This is a genomic window from Chitinophaga sp. 30R24, from assembly GCF_049056765.1.
GTDB lineage: Bacteria > Bacteroidota > Bacteroidia > Chitinophagales > Chitinophagaceae > Chitinophaga.
The window spans coordinates 786,547-806,198 of the sequence record NZ_JBJGXX010000001.1; the positions used below are offsets into that span (position 1 = coordinate 786,547).

General features: G+C 44.9%; 16 protein-coding genes and 1 tRNA gene. 14 read left to right on the forward strand and 3 right to left on the reverse strand.

The window, feature by feature from the left end; genetic code table 11:
* Positions 1-10 precede the first annotated feature (10 nt).
* The 3 genes from ACDQ55_RS03220 to thiH are packed head-to-tail and all read left to right on the forward strand — an operon-like array spanning position 11 to position 2,574.
* On the forward strand, positions 11-667 hold the full coding sequence (locus ACDQ55_RS03220; RefSeq protein WP_420979644.1) for a thiamine phosphate synthase: 657 nt from the start codon (positions 11-13) through the stop codon (positions 665-667).
* Positions 655-1,428, forward strand: coding sequence for a thiazole synthase (locus ACDQ55_RS03225; protein WP_420979645.1), 774 nt, complete (start codon positions 655-657; stop codon positions 1,426-1,428). Before ACDQ55_RS03220 ends, ACDQ55_RS03225 begins: the two co-directional genes overlap by 13 nt.
* Before the next feature lie 27 nt (positions 1,429-1,455).
* Complete coding sequence (gene thiH, locus ACDQ55_RS03230; protein ID WP_420979646.1) at positions 1,456-2,574, forward strand: 2-iminoacetate synthase ThiH; 1,119 nt, start codon at positions 1,456-1,458, stop codon at positions 2,572-2,574.
* A 414-nt stretch (positions 2,575-2,988) separates the two neighbouring features.
* On the opposite strand, the gene ACDQ55_RS03235 is transcribed toward thiH, so the two are convergent.
* A complete protein-coding gene (locus ACDQ55_RS03235; protein ID WP_420979647.1) occupies positions 2,989-3,450 on the reverse strand; it encodes a PA2169 family four-helix-bundle protein in 462 nt (153 codons plus the stop codon).
* 245 nt (positions 3,451-3,695) lie between these two features.
* Here ACDQ55_RS03235 and ACDQ55_RS03240 point away from each other — a divergent pair, with 245 nt between their 5' ends.
* The 10 genes from ACDQ55_RS03240 to ACDQ55_RS03285 all read left to right on the forward strand — a co-directional run bounded on the left by ACDQ55_RS03240 (position 3,696) and on the right by ACDQ55_RS03285 (position 17,472).
* Positions 3,696-3,848 (forward strand): lmo0937 family membrane protein, encoded by a 153-nt coding sequence (locus ACDQ55_RS03240; RefSeq protein WP_420979649.1) that lies wholly within the window; start codon positions 3,696-3,698, stop codon positions 3,846-3,848.
* A 228-nt stretch (positions 3,849-4,076) separates the two neighbouring features.
* Complete coding sequence (locus tag ACDQ55_RS03245; protein WP_420979650.1) at positions 4,077-4,790, forward strand: ferritin-like domain-containing protein; 714 nt, start codon at positions 4,077-4,079, stop codon at positions 4,788-4,790.
* A 54-nt stretch (positions 4,791-4,844) separates the two neighbouring features.
* Positions 4,845-5,681 (forward strand): ferritin-like domain-containing protein, encoded by an 837-nt coding sequence (locus ACDQ55_RS03250; protein WP_420979651.1) that lies wholly within the window; start codon positions 4,845-4,847, stop codon positions 5,679-5,681.
* Between the two features lie 103 nt (positions 5,682-5,784).
* Complete coding sequence (locus tag ACDQ55_RS03255; protein ID WP_420979652.1) at positions 5,785-6,942, forward strand: esterase-like activity of phytase family protein; 1,158 nt, start codon at positions 5,785-5,787, stop codon at positions 6,940-6,942.
* Between the two features lie 33 nt (positions 6,943-6,975).
* A complete protein-coding gene (locus ACDQ55_RS03260) occupies positions 6,976-7,425 on the forward strand; it encodes a copper resistance protein NlpE (protein ID WP_420979653.1) in 450 nt (149 codons plus the stop codon).
* Between the two features lie 203 nt (positions 7,426-7,628).
* Positions 7,629-9,230 (forward strand): DUF6377 domain-containing protein, encoded by a 1,602-nt coding sequence (locus ACDQ55_RS03265; RefSeq protein ID WP_420979654.1) that lies wholly within the window; start codon positions 7,629-7,631, stop codon positions 9,228-9,230.
* Between the two features lie 388 nt (positions 9,231-9,618).
* Positions 9,619-12,570: a SusC/RagA family TonB-linked outer membrane protein gene (locus tag ACDQ55_RS03270; RefSeq protein WP_420979655.1), complete on the forward strand. Its 2,952-nt coding sequence runs from the start codon at positions 9,619-9,621 to the stop codon at positions 12,568-12,570.
* Between the two features lie 28 nt (positions 12,571-12,598).
* The gene (locus ACDQ55_RS03275) at positions 12,599-14,155 is read left to right on the forward strand and encodes a RagB/SusD family nutrient uptake outer membrane protein (protein ID WP_420979656.1); all 1,557 of its coding nucleotides are present in this window, start codon (positions 12,599-12,601) and stop codon (positions 14,153-14,155) included.
* Between the two features lie 140 nt (positions 14,156-14,295).
* On the forward strand, positions 14,296-16,755 hold the full coding sequence (locus tag ACDQ55_RS03280) for a TIM-barrel domain-containing protein (protein ID WP_420979657.1): 2,460 nt from the start codon (positions 14,296-14,298) through the stop codon (positions 16,753-16,755).
* A 54-nt stretch (positions 16,756-16,809) separates the two neighbouring features.
* Positions 16,810-17,472, forward strand: coding sequence for a hypothetical protein (locus ACDQ55_RS03285; protein WP_420979658.1), 663 nt, complete (start codon positions 16,810-16,812; stop codon positions 17,470-17,472).
* Here ACDQ55_RS03285 and ACDQ55_RS03290 read toward each other — a convergent pair.
* Positions 17,452-18,297, reverse strand: coding sequence for a hypothetical protein (locus ACDQ55_RS03290; RefSeq protein ID WP_420979659.1), 846 nt, complete (start codon positions 18,295-18,297; stop codon positions 17,452-17,454). The two genes, ACDQ55_RS03285 and ACDQ55_RS03290, sit on opposite strands and share 21 nt — an antisense overlap.
* Positions 18,298-18,817: 520 nt before the next feature.
* Positions 18,818-18,891 (reverse strand) — tRNA-Ile (locus ACDQ55_RS03295).
* A gap of 121 nt (positions 18,892-19,012) precedes the next feature.
* Between ACDQ55_RS03295 and ACDQ55_RS03300 the strand changes: the two genes are divergently transcribed.
* On the forward strand, positions 19,013-19,636 hold the full coding sequence (locus tag ACDQ55_RS03300; protein WP_420979660.1) for an HAD family hydrolase: 624 nt from the start codon (positions 19,013-19,015) through the stop codon (positions 19,634-19,636).
* Positions 19,637-19,652: the final 16 nt, after the last annotated feature.

The following is a 19,652-nucleotide window of genomic DNA, read 5'->3' on the forward strand; positions in this document are numbered from 1 at the left end:
ATTACCGCTTATGCAGCAAGAGCACCATCTTAATCAAATCAATCATATCCATTATATCTCACAGGCGCCTCATACCGACAATATACTGGCCGCTTGTGACGCCGGCTGCCAATGGATACAATTGCGCATAAAAGAAGGTACAACCGCCTCCATACAAAAGGTAGCCGAAGCTGCGAAACAAATCTGCGACAGGTATCAGGCAACACTTATCATTAACGACCATCCACATATTGCCGTGACAGTAGGCGCCCAAGGTGTGCATGTAGGCAAACTAGACATGACAGTGGCTGCCGCCAGGGCCATTGCCGGCAACAAAATGATAATAGGCGGCACTGCCAATACCTTGACAGATATCCTGCAACATGCGCAGGATGGAGCAGATTACGTAGGCGTAGGGCCATACCGGTTTACTAACACCAAGCAAAATCTTAGCCCCATACTAGGATTGAGCGGCTACCAACACATGATGCAGGCGCTGAAAGAAAAGAATATATCCATTCCCGTAATCGCAATCGGCGGGATACTTCCGGAAGACATTCCTGCGCTGGTGGAAGCAGGTATTCATGGAATCGCCGCCAGCGGAATGATCACGCAGGCCACCGATAAAACGCAACTCATAAGAAATCTTTACGAACAATTTAATCTCAACGCTACATGGAGCCATTAATAATAGCCGGCAAGCCTTTTTCATCCAGGCTATTTACCGGCACCGGTAAATTCTCTTCTGCTACCGTAATGGAAAGCGCTTTACTCGCTTCCGGTAGCGAATTAGTAACTGTAGCCCTTAAACGGGTAGACATGGACAACCACTCAGATGATATGTTGCGCCATCTCAACCATCCACACATACAGCTGCTACCCAATACTTCCGGCGTGCGCACTGCCAAAGAAGCGGTATATGCTGCCCAACTGGCCCGGGAAGCACTAGAAACCAACTGGGTAAAACTGGAAATACACCCCGATCCCCGCTACCTGATGCCCGACCCGGTAGAAACCCTGCTGGCCGCTACCGAACTGGTAAAACTGGGCTTTGTAGTACTGCCTTATGTTCATGCCGACCCTGTACTATGTAAGCGGCTGGAAGAGGCTGGAACAGCAGCAGTAATGCCACTGGGCGCACCTATTGGCAGCAACAAAGGATTAAAAACATTCGACTTCCTGGAGATTATCATAGCACAAAGCAATATACCTGTAATCGTAGATGCTGGCATTGGTAGGCCCTCGCATGCGGCGCAAGCCATGGAAATGGGTGCCAGCGCGGTATTAGTTAACACGGCTATTGCCGTGGCAAAAAACCCGGTGCAAATGGCTGCTGCCTTCAAAGCAGGAGTAGAGGCAGGACGCATGGCTTATGAAGCCGGACTGGCCGCCAGTAGCCAGCAAGCTATTGCTTCCAGTCCATTGATCGCTTTCCTGGAAGAATCCTGATTTTTTCATCTTATTCAAGATAAACTCATGTTTAAAAGCATATTTGACCAGTACGATTGGCAAGAGGTAACAGATAGCATTTATGCTAAAACGGCCCGGGATGTAGAGCTTGCACTACAACGCCCACACCGTTCGCTCGACGATTTTGCGGCGCTCATATCGCCGGCAGCTATCCCTTACCTGGGAGAAATGGCCAACATCAGCCATCAGCTAACCCGGCAACGGTTTGGCAATACCATGCAATTATATATACCATTGTACCTTTCCAATGAATGCCAGAATATCTGTACCTATTGCGGCTTTAGCCTCGATAATAAGATCAAGAGAAAAACCCTGGGCGCTGCGGAAATATTGATGGAAACCGCCGCTATTAAGGAAATGGGATTTGAGCATGTGCTGCTGGTAACCGGTGAAGCCCACCAGGAAGTAGGCACTCCTTACTTCAAAAAAATATTACCCCTGTTACGCCCCCATTTTGCCAACATTTCCATGGAAGTACAGCCAATGGATGAACAGGACTACCGGGAACTGATAGACCTTGGCTTGCATGCCGTATTGGTATACCAGGAAACCTATTGCCGGGAAGATTATAGAAAGCACCACCCCAAAGGACGGAAGTCAAACTTCGACTACCGCCTGGAAACACCCGACAGATTGGGCCGGGCAGGTATTCATAAAATCGGACTAGGTGTCCTGATAGGATTGGAAGACTGGAGAACAGACAGCTTTTTCACCGCTATGCACTTAGCTTATCTGGAAAAACAATATTGGCAAACGAAATACAGTATTTCGTTTCCACGGCTGCGGCCTTTTTCCGGCGGACTGGCGCCCAAAGTAGCGATGAACGACCGGGAGTTGGTTCAACTCATCTGCGCTTACCGCTTATTTAACCAGGAGGTAGAGCTAAGCATTTCTACCCGGGAAGAAGAAATATTCCGTGATAATGTTATCCACCTGGGTATTACCACGATGAGTGCTGGGTCCAGAACTAACCCTGGCGGCTATACGGTAGATCCGCAATCACTGGAACAATTTGAAATATCTGACGATCGGAGTGCAGATACAATTGCACAAATGCTGCGGAATAAAGGCTATGAACCTGTATGGAAAGATTGGGACCATTTTATGCAAACAGTAAAAGAATAGAAGGTGGCTGGTTAGGCCACCTGGTTATTTATTGTTTTTCATGGGGAGGTTAAAATACATACAAGAGATACTTCTCTCAATCACCCTAAAGATAAGAAAGAGAGTATAACGAAGTATAACAGAAACGAAACTGAACAAAATGAACGCTATAAAACCGCATGAACAAAAGAAAATGATTCACAAGCGTTCAGTAGCAGATTGTGCAGGTTTTCCCTCCCTTCCCATATATAGAAAAGGGCTGCTTCAAACGATGAAGAAGCAGCCCTGTACCGAAAATCCCGTAGTTGCCATATTACTTATCAATATAAGTATGATTGGAATCTCATGAACTCAAATGTAATATGGCGATACTGAACAACCAGTTTCCAGACAAACCTGAACAAAAAGAACAGACAAATATCGAATGCACAAATGCTAGGAATTTACCAGACTGTGGTAATTCTTAATAATATCATGCGACTCTTTCAGACAGGCTTGCTGATGAGCAATTATTTCGTGAACGTGATAAGGCATTTTTATATTTGCATGTAAAACATCAGCATATATATGTCGTACAGCATCCTCTCCATACTCACAAGCAGAAAATAAAGCAGGCTTATCTGTACATACAAAAGTTGTTCTAATGGCCAACCAAGTCCGGTACAACTTGCCACCAAAAGCACTATCCTTTTCGTCCACTGTACCCAGCGTTTTCATCTCCAGGTTCAACTCCCTTACATAACCAGTACTGTCATCTATCATACGCTGAAAAAGCGCCTTCACATCAGGGTCATTGGTAGTACCCATCGCATCCTGGTATCCTGCAATCCGGTCGTTGTTGATCTTAATGAGATCGCTCAAAATAGTAATGAGGTTTTCATCGTGTTGTTGTAACATGGTTAGATTTTTATAGTTTTAAAAGCACTCCGAAAGCTATTCAAAAATGCCTCCATAATAATAACTCCTTCATCATCAATTATTTCCAAGGGTCGCCCTCCCATAATCCCTGTCCCATTTATTCCCGTATGGTGGAGAAGCTTCCACAACAGAGCAAAGTCATCAATGAAAAGATTATTATAAACAGTGTAATTCCCCTTTGGCATACATTTTTTAGTACTCTCCTTGAATCAAAGCCTTAAAACATGAATAGCCTTCTTTATATAATCGCCGTAATTCTGATAATAGGATGGGTACTTGGCTTCTTCGTTTATTCTGCCGGAGGATTAATACACGCGCTACTCGTATTGGCTATTATTGCCATACTTATCAATATCATCAGAGGCAGAGCCTTATAAACCTGCCATCTAACCTTATTACTCCCTGTTTAATAGGCTGCCAAGCTTTATTAAACAGGGAGTTTTACATTAATCTATAGATGCAGAAAAAAAACTTCTTTTTTGAAACCGGTTTATACAAGACCCCGTATATGACCATCAGGTGTCTGCGCGAGCGTACCTGCCGGCATCTGTGAAACCCTGCTGTTAAGTAACAGCATATTTGTCTATTCACGTAAACTTTACCTTATGCACATTTTGAAGAATACCTCCCATGAGGAGGCAAGGGATGTTATGCCTAATATGCAACGCCGCAATTTCCTGAAATACCTGGGGATAGGCTCTGCACTGGTAACAGCGGGTAGTATTGCCAGTAGCTGCCATAAGGACCATGACAACAATCCCAACAAGGGGGTAAACCTCGGTACAGGCGACGTAGCCGTATTAAATTATGCTTATGCGCTCGAACAACTGGAAGCAGCCTTCTATACCCAGGTAGTATTAACTCCCTACAATGGCATGTCTCCCACAGAATTAACCTTCTTTACCGATATCAGGAACCATGAGCTTGGCCACCGCGACTTTTTCAAAACAGCATTGGGCGCCAACGCCATACCCGGACTGGCAGTAAATTTCAGCTCCATCGATTTTACCAGCCGCACCAGCGTGCTCAACACTGCCAAAGCATTTGAAGACCTAGGTGTTTCTGCCTATAACGGCGCCGCACAATATATTTCTTCCACCACTAGCGGTATCGCCTATCTTGGACTGGCAGGGAAAATTGTATCTGTAGAAGCCCGTCATGCGGCCTATATCAGAGACTTGGTTACACCTGGTTCCTTTGCAGGCAGTGATGTGATAGATACCAATGGGCTTGATACAACCCGCACACCTGCCCAAGTATATGCTATTGCGAAAACTTATATCACTACCCAGATCGACACCAGCACACTACCCCATTAATTACCCTCTCTATTATAATTAGGACACCTTATTTCACTGTTAAAAAATGATCATATGGATCTGCAAAATATTTTCACGGAGATAGAAAAAATTGATCCCGAAGTATATGAGCGCTTAGATAGTCGCCGCAATGCCATGAAGCAGTTTACCAACATCAGTGGTAAAATTGCACTGGCAGCACTACCATTTGCATTGGGCAGCATGTTTAATAAAGCTTACGGACAAACAGGCACAGGTACCACTGTTACCCAGGTATTGCAATATGCCCTTACGCTCGAATACCTTGAATCTGCGTATTATGCCGCCGCCCTCGGCACTGCCGGTTTAATCACTGATAGCGCTGCAAGAGCTGCCATTTCCGTAATCAGTACCCATGAAGCCGCCCACGTAACTTTCCTGACAAACGTGCTCAGTAACATGGGAGGCGCTAACCCCAGTCCGCAATTCGATTTTACGGCAGGCGGAACTTTCCCAACAGTATTCAGCGATTACAATTACTTCCTGGCAGTAGCCCAAACCTTTGAAGATACTGGTGTTCGTGCTTACAAAGGACAGGCAGGCAACCTTTCCGGCAATGCCACCGTACTTACGGCAGCATTGAGCATTCATTCTGTAGAAGCCCGGCACGCTTCGCATATACGTTCCATGCGTAGAGCCATCGGCGCGCTGGGTGCAGATGCCTCGCTGAAACCATGGATCACCCTTAACAGAAGCGGTATTGCTACCACAGCGGTAGATCCATCTTATGCCGGTGAAGAATTAACCGTGCAGGCAGGCGTGGATATTTCCGCCCTGGATAATATAGGCGCCAATAATGCCTCAGAAGCATTCGACGAACCATTAACCATGGCACAGGTACTGCCGATAGCCGGGTTATTTATAAAGTCTTAAGTACGCTATATCAATATATAGTTGGTCAGATAGAGAAAAGGCCGGCTCTTCCGGGCTGGCCTCCTTCTTATTGGCATTGCAGGAGATTTCCTAACTTGCCGGCATGAAAAAACACCTGATTTTACTAGCTATTCCTACGTTGTTGCTCCTTTTTAGTTGCAGTACCACCCATAAAATCCCTGCAGCTAGCCCGCATTTCGGCTCCCTGAAATACATTGGAGAATATGTTGTACCCTATAATCTATCTTTTAATGGCACTACAGTAGGCGGATTGTCCAGTATCGATTACAATCCAGCCACCGGCTTATATTATCTAATCTGCGACGACCGCTCTGCCATCAACCCGGCCCGGTTCTATACGGCGCGACTCTATTTCAATAACCACTCCTTCGATAGCGTACAATTCATTACAGTAACATCCCTCTTACAGGCCAACGGAACTACTTACCCAAACAGTAAAACCAATGCAACACTTACACCCGACCCGGAAGCGATGAGATATAATGCTAAAAAGAACTGTCTGGTATGGGCCAGCGAAGGGGAGCGGATAGTAGATAAAAAAGATACCGTACTAACCAATCCCGGTATTTACGAAATAAAACTCAATGGCCAGTACCTCGATTCTTTTGCCCTGCCGGCACAGTTCCGCATGCAAGCCACAAACAATGGTCCCCGTCGCAATGGTGTGTTCGAAGGGCTTGGATTTACGCCGGATTATCAATACTTATACGTGAGTCAGGAAGAACCCCGCTATGAAGACGGACCAAGAGCCGATGTGCACGACACTACCGCCTTTACCCGCATCATCAAATTCAACAGCAATACCCATGAACAGGTAGCCCAATATGCTTATAAACTGTCACCGGTAGCTTATCCTCCCAATCCGGCAGACGCATTCAAAATCAATGGCATCTCCGATATCATGGTATTATCCGATCATCAGTTATTAACTATTGAACGGTCTTCTTCCACTGGTATAAAAAATTTCACTATCCGGATTTTCCTGACAAACCTCAACAAAGCCACTGATATTAGCCAGGTAAATGCATTACAAACAGATACTCATTTTATACCGGCTACCAAACAACTGGTGCTGGACTTTGCCAGTTTAGGCAAATATATAGATAACATAGAAGGCATAACCTATGGGCCTGTTTTACCCAATGGACATCAAAGCCTGGTATTTGTTGCCGACAACAATTTTTCTGCGGAAGAAGAAACCCAGTTTTTCCTGTTCGAGATCATCCCACAAAAACAATAATGTACCCGGGTTGTTAAAAACAGAAAACTGCGTATGAAACACTTGCCTTTATTGTTAGCATGTGTGGCCTTCGCGGTGGCCTGTCGGCATTCTGGTAAATCCACTGCTGCAGATAGTACCGCTACCACTATGGCTACTGATACGGCTACCTGGGTCACCTATTCAGGTACCTTGCCCTGTGGAGATTGCGAGGGCATTGTAACCGAGCTGGCTTTGCAAATAGCCCCCAATTCAAACCATCATTTTACATTAAAAGAAACTTATGAGGGTAAAAACCAAACCCTCCCCAGCGAAGGCATTTTTACCGTGCTCCACAACCCTACTTCAAATCCTTCAGCGACCATTATCCTATTGAATCCGGATAAAGACAAAAACCTTCAACGTTACTTTCAGCAGGTAAACGAAAATGAAATAAAACTGCTGGACGCTGAACAAAAAGTAATTGAAAACAACCTTAATTATACCCTGAAAAAGGTATTATAGTATCGACAGGTGAGGGGAAACCCTGAAAAAAGCATTTAAACAAACTCCCGGCTCCATCAAATCCCCCAAAGCAGCGGGATATCAAACGTTTGATATCCCGCTGCTTTGGGGGAGCTTCATTTTACTTGTAACCCGCCAGTGTTATATCAAAAAAGTCACTTAAATTTAGCGTTGACCTCTGACTTTTTATCATTCAAATTTCTATGAATCGGATTCTGGGCTTTCTGGTTGTATGTATTATGATCTCTGTTAGCGTTTGGGGCCAAAATTCCACCGACAGCCTGTTGCAGGAACTCAACCTGGCAATGGCCAAATCAGCTGCCTACGATGCTATCAAACTAAAGGACATCGACAGCCTAAAACGTAGTTGGACCGCTACTGCCAATAACCCGGACGCCAGGTATTACATTTGTCAGCAACTCTATCATGCATACAAGGTTTTTAACTTCGACAGCGCCTTCGCCTATGCCCGGCAGCTGGAGCAGCTGGCCATTCAACTGCATCAACCTAACCTGGTAACAGATGCCCAGGTCAAATTTGGGTATATCATTCTATCATCTGGCATGTTCACTGAAACCATAGCCTTTATAAATACCATCAATGCCAATGAGGCACCGGATAGTATAAAAGTGGAATTTTACCTGATAAAAAGCCGGTTATATTACGACCTGGCAGATTACAACCAGGATAAATATTACACCCCCGAATATATACGGCAAGCCAGCGCCTATGTAGACTCTGCCCTGCAATTAATGTCACCAGCGTCGTTCAAATATAAGTACAACCGGGGCTTACAACTATTCAAGATGGGAAATATCCGGGAGGCGTTAGCCATTTACCCCAATCTCAACCAACCGGGGCTTTCTTACCGCGAACTGGCCATTTCCGCCTGTACACTAGGTGCTATCTATGAAGCTGTTCACCAAAAAGATACCGCCATCGTACTGATGGCCAGATCGGCAATTGCAGATATCCGTTCTTCCACCAAAGAAACCATGGCCAGTTACAGCCTGGCTACCCTGTTGTTTGAGCGGGGAGATATAAAAAATGCATCCCATTGCATAGAAAGGGCCATCGCTGAAGCCGTATTTTATGGCGCCAGGCAACGAAAAGTTATGGTAAGCAGCATCTTGCCTATTATTGAACACGAAAGGATACATACCGCCGAAGACAGGAACAGGTCCTTATTGATATATGCTTCTATTGTTACCTTGCTACTGATAGCCCTGGTAGTTCTGGCCGTTACTGTTTTCCGGCAGGTCCGCAAACTGAAAGCCGCCCAACGCATTATTACGGCCGCTCACCTGAAACAACAGGAAATCAATAACCAATTAATGGAAGCAAATAAGATCAAAGAAGAATATGTGGGTTATTGCTTCAATATTAATGCTACTTATATTGCCAAAATAGAAAAACTGAAACAGTTACTCGAACAAAAAGTAACCGACAACAAACCATCTGAGCTTAAATTCCTGGTCAATAACATCAATATCCGGCAGGAGCGGGAAGAATTATTCACCAATTTCGACCGGGTATTCCTGAAAATATTCCCCCATTTCGTAGAAGCCTTCAACACGTTATTCAGTGAAGCAAATCAGGTGGTATTAAAAGAGAATGAATTGCTTAACACCGATCTCCGGATCTTTGCCTTAATCCGTATAGGGATCACCGATAACGAAAAAATTGCCCGTATCCTGGAGTACTCAGTTAACACCATTTACGCTTATAAAACCAAAATTAAAAAACGTGCTTTAGTGCCGAGCGAAGAGTTTGAAAACCAGATCATGGAGATAAAAGCCCTCTAAAAATATCGGAAAAACTACTTCATTACATTAATATACAAATAATTTATATATATTATTAGCACATTGATTATCAACACGATAATAATCTACCTATTTGAATTTTAAGCTTTATTTTCTATATTTTAACTGTAAAAGTTGTTGCCCTGCTGATTGATCTCTTATTTTGATTTATCAGTAGATAATTAAAACCAAAATTCTCGATCAGCGTCTAAAACCATTTAAAGAAGAAGAAATAGTTAATCATTCCACCAAAAAACGAAAAAATCCACGTTGCCAAACTGCCGGGTAAACCTCTGCAAACAACGGTTTATTTCCGTTCACTTATTCATTAACAAAAACATATAGTCCACGGTAACAGAACAGCTTTAACTGCTCAAAAATCCACATTATGCTTAAAACACTATCCATCAAGCATCTTTTTCTGTGCACGCTCCTATTTGCCATACAGAGCTTTGTTATTGCCCAGAACAAGACCATTACCGGAAAGATCACCGACAAAAGCGGTACTGCCATTCCCGGCGCCTCTGTTCAGATAAAAGGTACCAAAATCGGCACCACTACCGATACAGATGGTAATTTTAAAGTGGCTGCACCCACAGATGCCACCTCTCTGATTGTGAGCTTTATAGGATATACGCAACAGGTAATCAGCCTGGCCGGAAAAACAAGCGTAAATGTACAGTTAGTACAAGAAAACACCACCCTTACCGATGTGGTGGTAGTAGGATATGGTACCACCCGCAAAAAAGATCTCACAGGCGCTATCTCACAGGTAAAGGCTGGAGATTTTAACAAGGGTATCACTACCGCACCGGATCAACTGATCCAGGGCAAGGTATCCGGCCTCATGATCCTCAATAACAGTGGTGCGCCTGGTGCAGCAGCCACCGTAAGGATCAGGGGTGTATCTTCTGTACGTACGGGCAACCAACCCCTCTACGTAGTAGATGGTATACCACTGGATGGCCGTGTAGCCCGTCCCTCTATCAACGTAGGCGGACTGGGGCAAACTCCCGACGCCAACCCCTTAAACTTCATTAACTCCAACGACATCGTTTCTATGGATGTATTGAAAGATGCCTCTGCCACTGCTATTTATGGTGCACGCGGCGCTAATGGAGTAATTATCATCAATACTAAAAAAGGAGAGCCAGGTCCCGCGCAGGTAGATGTAAACTATGCTGTTGGCATGAGCAACATCATGAAAAAACTGGATGTGCTGAATGCAGACGAATACCGGGCAGCGCTTAAACAATATAATCTTACCAGTGGCGATGAAGGCGCCAGTGCTGATGGCCTGGGCTCCATTTTAAGGACCGGTGTTACCCAAAACGTAGGCCTGGCCATTAGCGGCGGCAATGAAACCAGCCGGTACAGGGCTTCATTCGGCCTGCAAGACCAGGAAGGTATCGTGCAAAAAACCGGACTTAAAAAGTATACCGCTACCCTCAATGGTCAGAGCAAATTCCTGGAAAGCAAACAACTGGGTATCGACTATAGTATCATGGCCGCCCAAACAGTAGAAAACCTGGCGCCCATTTCTAACGACGCCGATTTTAGAGGTAGCCTCATTGGCCAGGCATTGCAATGGAACCCCACCAGGGCGCTAAGAAATGCCGACGGCTCTTATAACCAGCTGCCTATTGGCTCTGCGGTAAACCCTTTGGCAATGTCTGATGCCTATAATGACAAAGCCGCCGTTAGCTATATACTGGCCAGCCTTTCTCCATACTTCAAATTCAATGATAACTGGGAATACCGTATGACCTACAGCGTAAATCACCAGGTAGGACAACGCCGCGCTTCTGTGGCCTCTTTCATTAACCTGAAAGAAGTAAGTGGCTTGGGCTCTGCTATGTATAATACAGCTGAGTTAAATACCCAGCTGTTTAATAACACCCTGAGCTTCAATAAACAAATCACCAAAGCCTTCAGTCTGGGTGCGATGGTTGGTTATGAATACCAAAAATTCGACTACGCCAATGTAAACGTAGCCGGAACAGGATTCCCTACTAACGCCCTCGATTATACGGATATCCTCCAGGCACCTAAGCAGGTAAATACCACCATCAGCTCTTCCCGTAACCCTTCCAGCGAACTACAGTCTTTCTTTGGCAGGGTAAACGTGAACTATAAAGACCGCTACTTACTAACAGCCACCCTAAGGGCTGACGGTTCCAGCAAATTTGGAGTGAACAACAAATACGGTTATTTCCCCTCTTTCGCAGGTAAATGGAATCTCAGCAACGAACAATTCATGCAAACCCAGTCAGCTTTCAGCAACCTCTCTCTCAGAATTGGTTATGGTGAAACTGGTAACCAGGAATTCCCTGCCGGTGCAGCAGAAGCGCAATATAGCATAGACCCTAACGGAAATGCCCGTTTAACCAACGTACCCAACCCGAACCTGAAATGGGAAAACTCCAAACAATTTAACGCTGGCGTTGACTTCGGGTTCCTGAAAAACAGATTAACAGGAACAGTGGATTACTTTATCAAAAATACCTCTAACCTGTTGTTCAGCTTCCCGGCCATCCAACCGGCACCCGCTTCCTCTTACTGGGTGAATCTACCCGGAAAAGTACTGAATACCGGCGTGGAGCTAACCCTGAAAGGAGATATCATCCGCAGTAAAGACTGGACCTGGACCCTGGGCGTAAATGGCGCTTACCTGAAAAATGAACTGGACAACTATATCGGGCCGGCTGTACTCACTGGCGCTATCAGTGGCCAGGGCGTATCTAACGCCAACGCACAACGTTTGGCTAATGGCTACCCGCTGAACACCTTCTACCTACCGGTATTCCAGGGCTTCGACGATAAAGGAATGAGCGTATATGCCAATAACGGCGCGCCACAATACCTGGGTAACCCTAACCCTAAAGTGATCCTGGGGATCAATACTGCAGTTAATTACAAGAAATGGGTATTATCTGCCAGCTCCCATGGCGCCTTTGGTTACGAAATCTATAACAATACTGCCAATACCGTACTGCCAATCGGTAACCTCGGTTCTGCCAACATACCTAAAAACCTATTGGGTAACGGCGAAGCCCTTACCAATTCCAATGCAGCCTCTTCCCGCTACCTGGAAAAAGGAAACTTCCTGAAACTGGATAATGTAACACTCAGCTATAATCTGGGTACCGTAGGTAAGGTGTTAAAAAATGCAGCAGTATATATAACTGGCCAGAACCTCTTCGTGATTACGAAATACAGCGGATTTGATCCTGAAGTGAATACGGATAAAAACATGAATGGTGTGAGCTCTTTCGGAATGGAATATTCTCCATACCCTACCGCAAGAACAGTGATGTTTGGGCTGCAGTTCTCTTTATAACCTTCAATTCACTTAAAACTGATAATCAATGATCTCCAATATAATTAAAACCACTTTGGTTATTGCAGGCTGCGTAACATTTACGGCTTGTAGCCTGAAAGAAAAACTGGGTTCCACGCTCACCGATAAGCAATCGGATTCCCTCATCAAAGCAGACCAATTACTGCAAACAGCATACAACAACCTGCAGATGGCCTACCAGGACTTCTCCCAGGTATGGGGCATGTCTGAAATATCTACCGACGAAGCTGTAGGCCCCACCCGCGGTACAGACTGGGACGATAATGGTGTATGGCGCGCTTTGCATACTCACTCCTGGACTCCCGACCATGCGCATATACAAAATAGCTTTAGCCGGTTATTGCTCGAGGAATTCAGCGCCACTAATGTACTGTCTTTCCACCCTACTAAAGAGCAGGCAGCAGAAGCCCGCTTCCTCAGGGCGTTATCCATGTTCTCCGTATTGGACCTTTACGGGCAGGTGCCTTTCCGCAATCCCGGCGACAACCTGCTGGAAGCGCCCAAGGTATTAAAAGCAGCCGAGGCCATCGACTTCCTAATCTCAGAGCTGAACAGCATACTCCCCGATCTCGGCGACAGACCTGCTACACCAGCCTATATTGCTAACAAGGATGCAGCACGTTTCCTACTGATGAAATTGTACCTGAATAAAGGCACTTTCCTCAACCGCCAGGCACCTGCTTTCGATGCTGCTGATATGCAACAGGTAATTACCCTCGCAGACCAGATCACTGCAGTAGGAGCGTACAGCATCAACGAAAAATACTTCGATAACTTTGCACGCGACAATGACGTAATTTCCCGGGAAAATATCTTTACACAACAAAATGGACCCGGCATTAGCACTGCCAGAGGAGACAATGGCAACAACGTTTACTGCCGCTGGATGTGTACCTTACACTACAACCAAAATCCAAGCGGTTGGAATGGCTTCACTACCTTATCAGATTTTTATGATAAGTTTGAAACTACCGATGTTCGCCGTGGTAGCTCATACGCTAACCTCACAGAACTCACTGGTTTAAGAGTGGGCTTCCTGGAAGGACAGCAATACGATAAAAACGGCAACCAACTATTAGACCGGAAAGGCCGTCCACTGGTATTTACAAGGGATGTAGCATTAAAGGCTACCGGCGACGAAGTAGAAGTAGCCGGCATCCGCGTGGTGAAATATCCGCCGGATTTCCTAACATCTTCTTTGTCATCCAGCACTAATGAAGCCAGCAACGATTTCGTATTCTTCCGCTATGCAGACGTATTGCTGATGAAAGCAGAAGCCCTCCTGAGAACCAACAAGGCTCCAGACGGATTACCCATCGTAAACCAGATCCGGACTGCACGCGGCGCCTCTGCATTCACCGACTTAAACCTGACCAATCTCCTCGAAGAAAGAGGCCGCGAACTCTATTGGGAAGGCTGGAGAAGGCAAGACCTGATCCGCTTCGGAAAATTCCTGGACCCATGGCAACTTAAAACTGCCGATGACCCCAAATACTTGGTGTATCCTATTCCCACCAGCGACCTGGCCATCAACAAAAACCTGGTACAAAACCCAGGCTACTAATCAATACTTTTTGCGGGTAAGGTAGGACCTTAAACAAGAGTCCTATCTTACCCGCAAACGCTACTACTACTTCTTATAAACTGTTACGCATTGCCCGGAAATGCGGCAGGAAATTTTTTGCCCGGAAAATTAATTACAACATGGATACGAAAGCGCTGTTGAGTCGTACCGGCTGGCTATTTATGCTCTGCTGCCTGTCGGCAAGGGCACAAACGCCCGTAAAACAAATCGGGAATATCAATAAGGTCACCATTTCAGGCCAACAGATCAACATCAGTGCAGAAAATGCTTTTGCAGAAATTATAGTATATAGTCCGGCGGTTATCCGCGTAAAGATAAACCAACATCCGTTAACCCCGGATTTTTCCTATGCGGTAGTATCCACACCGGCGCCTACCAAAATACAAACCAATCAGAACAGCAGTGAAATCAATATCATTACTGATTCCTTGCAACTACGCATTACTAAAAAACCATTCTCCCTCCATTTTCTCACCCTATCCGGAGAAGTGATCAACGAAGATGAAACAGGGCTCACCACATCCTGGGTAGGCAACGAGGTAACCACCTACAAAAAAATGCAGGATGGTGAAAGGTTTATTGGCCTGGGAGAAAAAACAGGCAACCTGGATCGTAAAGGCGAAGGCTATACGAACTGGAACTCCGATAAGTTCGGCTATACGGCCAACCAAGACCCTATTTATGCTACTATCCCATTTTATATAGGCATACATCACCAGATTAACTACGGCATATTCTTCGACAATACTTTCCAGAGTGATTTCAACTTCGGCGCCAGCAACAACCGCTTTTCTTCCTTTGGCGCCAAAGGAGGGGAGATGAACTACTATTTTATCTATCATCATCGGATGACAGACATTATCGCCTCCTATGCACAGCTCACCGGATATATGCCCATGCCACCGATGTGGAGTCTCGGCTATCAGCAAAACCGCTATAGCTACTACCCCGATACGGAGGTGTTGCGTATTGCTCAAACCCTGCGCGAGAAAAAGATCCCGGCAGATGGCATTACCCTTGATATCCACTACATGGATGCCTATAAGCTTTTTACCTGGAACAAGGAACGCTTCCCCGATCCTAAACAACTCAGCAGCCAACTGGATCATATGGGCTTCAAATTAACCGTGATCGTAGATCCAGGCATCAAAGTAGAAAACGGCTATGCGGCCTACGAAAATGGGAAAAAAGAAGACATCTTCATTAAATATAGTGATGGCCAAAACTATACCGGCCAAGTGTGGCCCGGCTGGTGCCATTTCCCGGATTTTACGAGCGCCCGGGGACGGGAATGGTGGAAAGCACAACTGCAATCCTATCTGCGTATAGGTGTGCGTGGTATATGGAACGATATGAACGAAATAGCTACCTGGGGGCAAAAAATGCCCAGCAATGTGCTCTTCAATTACGAAGAACACCCCATTACTCACTTACAAGCACACAATATTTATGGTCTGCAAATGGCGCGCGCCAGCTATGAAGGCGCCAGGGATGGATTACAAAAGCGCCCTTTCCTGCTAACCCGGGCCGCCTATGCCGGCTCCCAGCGCTACAGCGCCATATGGACCGGCGATAACCGCGCTGAAGAAGACCATATGCTGCTGGGCGTACGCTTATTAAACAGCCTGGGTATCAGTGGCATGCCCTTCGCCGGCATGGACATAGGAGGCTTTACCGGCAACCCTACCGTTAGCTTATATGCCCGCTGGATGCAAATAGGCGCATTTATTCCTTATTTCCGTAACCATACCGGCATCAATACCAAATCTTCCGAACCGTGGGCCTACGGCGAAGAAGTGCTGGAAATTACCCGTAATTACATCAACCTTCGCTACCGCCTCCTGCCATACCTCTATAGCTCCATGTATGAGGCAACTCATACTGGCATGCCTGTTATGCGCACGCTGGCCATTACTAACACTTTCGACCCTAATGTATACGATACCCGCTACCAGAATCAATATCAGTTTGGCCAGGCATTTATGGTAGCACCTTTCGAGAGTACTAAAGAATTCGGACCTATTTATTTCCCCGAAGGGAAATGGTATAACCTTTATAATGATAGCATCACCAGTGGCAAACAGGAAGTAATTACGCCACTGAGCCTGAAATCCCTGCCCGTATACGTAAAAGCTGGTAGCATCATTCCAATGCAATCACAGTTACAATCTACCGCCGAAAAACCAACAGATACCTTGTCGCTCCACATCTATAAAGGGGATACGCCAAACACTTTCATGTATTACGAAGACGATGGAGAAACCTTCAACAACGAAAAAGGGATCTTTTACCAACGTATCATCACTTACAGCCCGGCCAATAAAAAGATTACTCTGGAAAAGGTGAATGGCGCCTATGTTTCCCACTTCCGGGTAATCCGCCTGATGCTACATGGGTTTGAACAACTGCCAGGTATAATGGTAAACGGCGCTCCGGTAACTGTGCAAACAAAAACTTATTCCTTCCTGGCGCCAATTTCACGCTTTGATCCACAAGGGTTTTCCATCCCGGCGGAACAATGTCTCATCCATGAAGCCACCTTTGAAAACACTAATCAAGCCGTTAACGTGGATTTATAATAAAAAAGAACGGCCCCCTTGGATTTTCCGGGGGGTCTTCTTTATATTTGGATAATGAAATATTTATCCTTATTACTACTGGCTACTTTTTTATTTGCCTGCCAAGCTGCCAATAACACCAGCACACCGGGCTCACAGGATACTGCATCTGCATCAGTAAGCGATTTACTGAAACAGTATAAACCGATAAAGGCGGATACTTTATCCATAGAATCCCAGTATGAGGAAGAAGCAGAAAAGGGCTGGGCATATGAGGGCGCATTACTCGACACTACTTTCCTACGGTTGTTTCCTTCCGAATTCCAACAAGAAGGCGGTCAATTTTACGCCTGCTATAAATTCAACCTGGATGCCAACACGATTGGACTTATCACCCGCACCCCTTCTGAATATTCCTCTACTTCTATCAAGTTGTTTGCCTGGCATAAGCAAAACAATAAAATTACTTTTGAAACAGAGCTCGCAGAAATTTTTGGCGATGCCGGAGATATTTTAAACAAATCCTCCTTACTATACCATACCCCAGACAGCGGCTGGAGAGGCATCCTGGAAAAATATGAATACAGTGAGAATATGGAAGATACTACTGCTGCTGAACTGGAGTCTTACGATTATTACCATTTCAAATGGAATGGCCAACGGATAGATACTATCAGCACAGACAGTTCTGCCTTGGTAGAAACATTTAAAAAAATGTCACCGCAAAAAACCAAGTGAGTCTCCTCCCTGGAGGATTACCTGTTTATATAATGACAAGTTTTTTTCGTCCAGCCATGAATAAGCCTCATAGCCGGTTAAAATAAGCTCATCAATCAACTGCTCAAACACAGAAGGTACCCAGCAATATAGTTCACCGTAGCTTAATGTTTCTTCCCTGAAATAAAACCAGGTGTCTATGGGAGGCGCCCCGGTGTTATCAAGATAATTTTTGCTTTCTGCCGGCAATGGCATATCCGTGGTATACACTGTTGGATAAAACACCAGCAGCCTTCCATTACACAATACATCTGCCGGTTGTGCCGGCAGTACTTCTTTTCTCGCTTCCAGAGCAGCTTTCAGTAAAGTACGGTAAGTACTGGGAATTCCCTCACTCAATCGCCATGCCGGCGGGTCTTGTTCTTGGTCGAAAGCCACTATGCCATTCACCTCAGGGTTGGTTCGCCGGAATACTTTCCCATAGCTATTTTGTACTATATCGCCCTCTTTAACCAATAAAGCCGTCCAAGCAACCACCTGTTGCAGCCCGGAATAAAAATCAGTCAGTTCTGTTTCTGTCCATTGCCGGGCAGGAGAGTAGTCAGCATTATAAACAGAAACAGGGTACAGCTGGGTAGCTGAAAAAAAATAACGGTACAATACACATACGATCATAGCCACTGCCAGGGTTAAATTCATAATGCCCATTGCTTTACCAGGAGGAACGCCTCTATTGATCATGATCACATACCCGGCTACCAAAATAATCAAGCCCAATATTGCCGGTACTGTTCTTTTTAGCACCCAGGTGTGCTTATATTTATTGGGAAAAAAGGGCCACTTCATGGTACAGAATATTAAGACTTTAAAATTACCATAATTTAGTTCAATGGTTTTATAAAGGAGATGCCTATACGATTTTCATTATTATAGCTATGCTATATGCAAGAAGAATACTTACATGGAAAATATTTATCTCTTAAAATTACCGGCACATAATCAAGGCGCTTAATAAACGTATATGCTTTCAAGTTACAAATACTGTTATTTTTCTATTGGTTCCCCATTCAATTCTTATCTAGCCCCAGATCTAATCCGGTAAAAGAGAGCGTTCATAATTCTACAGCAACGATCACTTGCCTTCTTTACAAGATATCGAAAAATATATTGCTACCCAGATATGCCATCTGCAGAAGAAGTACAAAAAATGGTACAGATAGGGGTGAAATCAACAAAAAACGCTTACAGAAAATAGGAGCAGTGAAAACGTTGGAAAGATAAAATGGATCAAGTTGAAACGTTGGGGGATAGTATCCAAAAGAAAAAGGCTTCCTGCGTCAATCCGCCGAAAGCCTTTCATGTAGTGTGCTCCCACCAGGGCATGATCCTGGGACCCCCTGATTATGAGTCAGGTGCTCTAACCAACTGAGCTATAGGAGCCGTTCCGAAGAACTAAAGTTTCCCCTTTTCAAGGGACGGCAAAATTAATTATTTTATTGAATTATCCTAAAAAAAATTTATTTCAACTGCTTACGCTTACACTTTTAATAAATTTGTATTCATGAAAGGCATTAAAAACATCATTTTCGATTTAGGGGGGGTTATCCTTAACATCGACTACCAGCTTACTAACAATGCATTTGTAGCGTTGGGCGTAAACAATTTCCATGAGCTATATTCCCAGTTTCACGGCTCCAACCTCTTCAACAAACTGGAAACAGGGCATATTTCTACGGAAGAATTCCTGGCAGAAATGCATAAGCATATCCCGGAAAACGTAACAGATCAACAAATTACGGCAGCCTGGAATGCCATGTTGTTGGACTTCCCTTTACAACGGCTACAGTTATTGCAGCAATTAAGGCAGCATTACAATATTTATTTGCTTAGTAATACCAATGCCATACACTTGGAAGCATTCAATAAACTGCTGCAAGAAAGCAGGGGAATCCCTTCCTTAGGAAGCTTTTTCGACAGGGCTTATTATTCTCACCTGATGGGGCACCGGAAGCCAGACAAAGCAGCTTACCAAATAGTATTAGATGAAAATGGATTGAACGCGGCAGATACATTGTTTATTGACGATACCCTGCCTAATATAGAAGGGGCCAAAGCAGCAGGATTACAAACTATACATTTACAGCCACCTAAAACAATCATGGATATATTCCGGCCAGCAGTATAAAAAAAGCCAGTCTTTA

What these genes read in the sequence shown, in the direction of transcription:
- ACDQ55_RS03235 (WP_420979647.1), bottom strand. Translation starts at nt 3,450, where the DNA reads ATGTTACAACAACACGATGAAAACCTCATTACTATTTTGAGCGATCTC.
- ACDQ55_RS03245 (WP_420979650.1), top strand. Translation starts at nt 4,077, where the DNA reads ATGCACATTTTGAAGAATACCTCCCATGAGGAGGCAAGGGATGTTATG.
- ACDQ55_RS03260 (WP_420979653.1), top strand. Translation starts at nt 6,976, where the DNA reads ATGAAACACTTGCCTTTATTGTTAGCATGTGTGGCCTTCGCGGTGGCC.
- ACDQ55_RS03285 (WP_420979658.1), top strand. Translation starts at nt 16,810, where the DNA reads ATGAAATATTTATCCTTATTACTACTGGCTACTTTTTTATTTGCCTGC.
- ACDQ55_RS03300 (WP_420979660.1), top strand. Translation starts at nt 19,013, where the DNA reads ATGAAAGGCATTAAAAACATCATTTTCGATTTAGGGGGGGTTATCCTT.
- ACDQ55_RS03225 (WP_420979645.1), top strand. Translation starts at nt 655, where the DNA reads ATGGAGCCATTAATAATAGCCGGCAAGCCTTTTTCATCCAGGCTATTT.
- ACDQ55_RS03270 (WP_420979655.1), top strand. Translation starts at nt 9,619, where the DNA reads ATGCTTAAAACACTATCCATCAAGCATCTTTTTCTGTGCACGCTCCTA.
- ACDQ55_RS03240 (WP_420979649.1), top strand. Translation starts at nt 3,696, where the DNA reads ATGAATAGCCTTCTTTATATAATCGCCGTAATTCTGATAATAGGATGG.
- ACDQ55_RS03290 (WP_420979659.1), bottom strand. Translation starts at nt 18,297, where the DNA reads ATGAAGTGGCCCTTTTTTCCCAATAAATATAAGCACACCTGGGTGCTA.
- ACDQ55_RS03255 (WP_420979652.1), top strand. Translation starts at nt 5,785, where the DNA reads ATGAAAAAACACCTGATTTTACTAGCTATTCCTACGTTGTTGCTCCTT.
- ACDQ55_RS03250 (WP_420979651.1), top strand. Translation starts at nt 4,845, where the DNA reads ATGGATCTGCAAAATATTTTCACGGAGATAGAAAAAATTGATCCCGAA.
- ACDQ55_RS03275 (WP_420979656.1), top strand. Translation starts at nt 12,599, where the DNA reads ATGATCTCCAATATAATTAAAACCACTTTGGTTATTGCAGGCTGCGTA.
- ACDQ55_RS03220 (WP_420979644.1), top strand. Translation starts at nt 11, where the DNA reads ATGCAGCAAGAGCACCATCTTAATCAAATCAATCATATCCATTATATC.
- thiH (WP_420979646.1), top strand. Translation starts at nt 1,456, where the DNA reads ATGTTTAAAAGCATATTTGACCAGTACGATTGGCAAGAGGTAACAGAT.
- ACDQ55_RS03265 (WP_420979654.1), top strand. Translation starts at nt 7,629, where the DNA reads ATGAATCGGATTCTGGGCTTTCTGGTTGTATGTATTATGATCTCTGTT.
- ACDQ55_RS03280 (WP_420979657.1), top strand. Translation starts at nt 14,296, where the DNA reads ATGGATACGAAAGCGCTGTTGAGTCGTACCGGCTGGCTATTTATGCTC.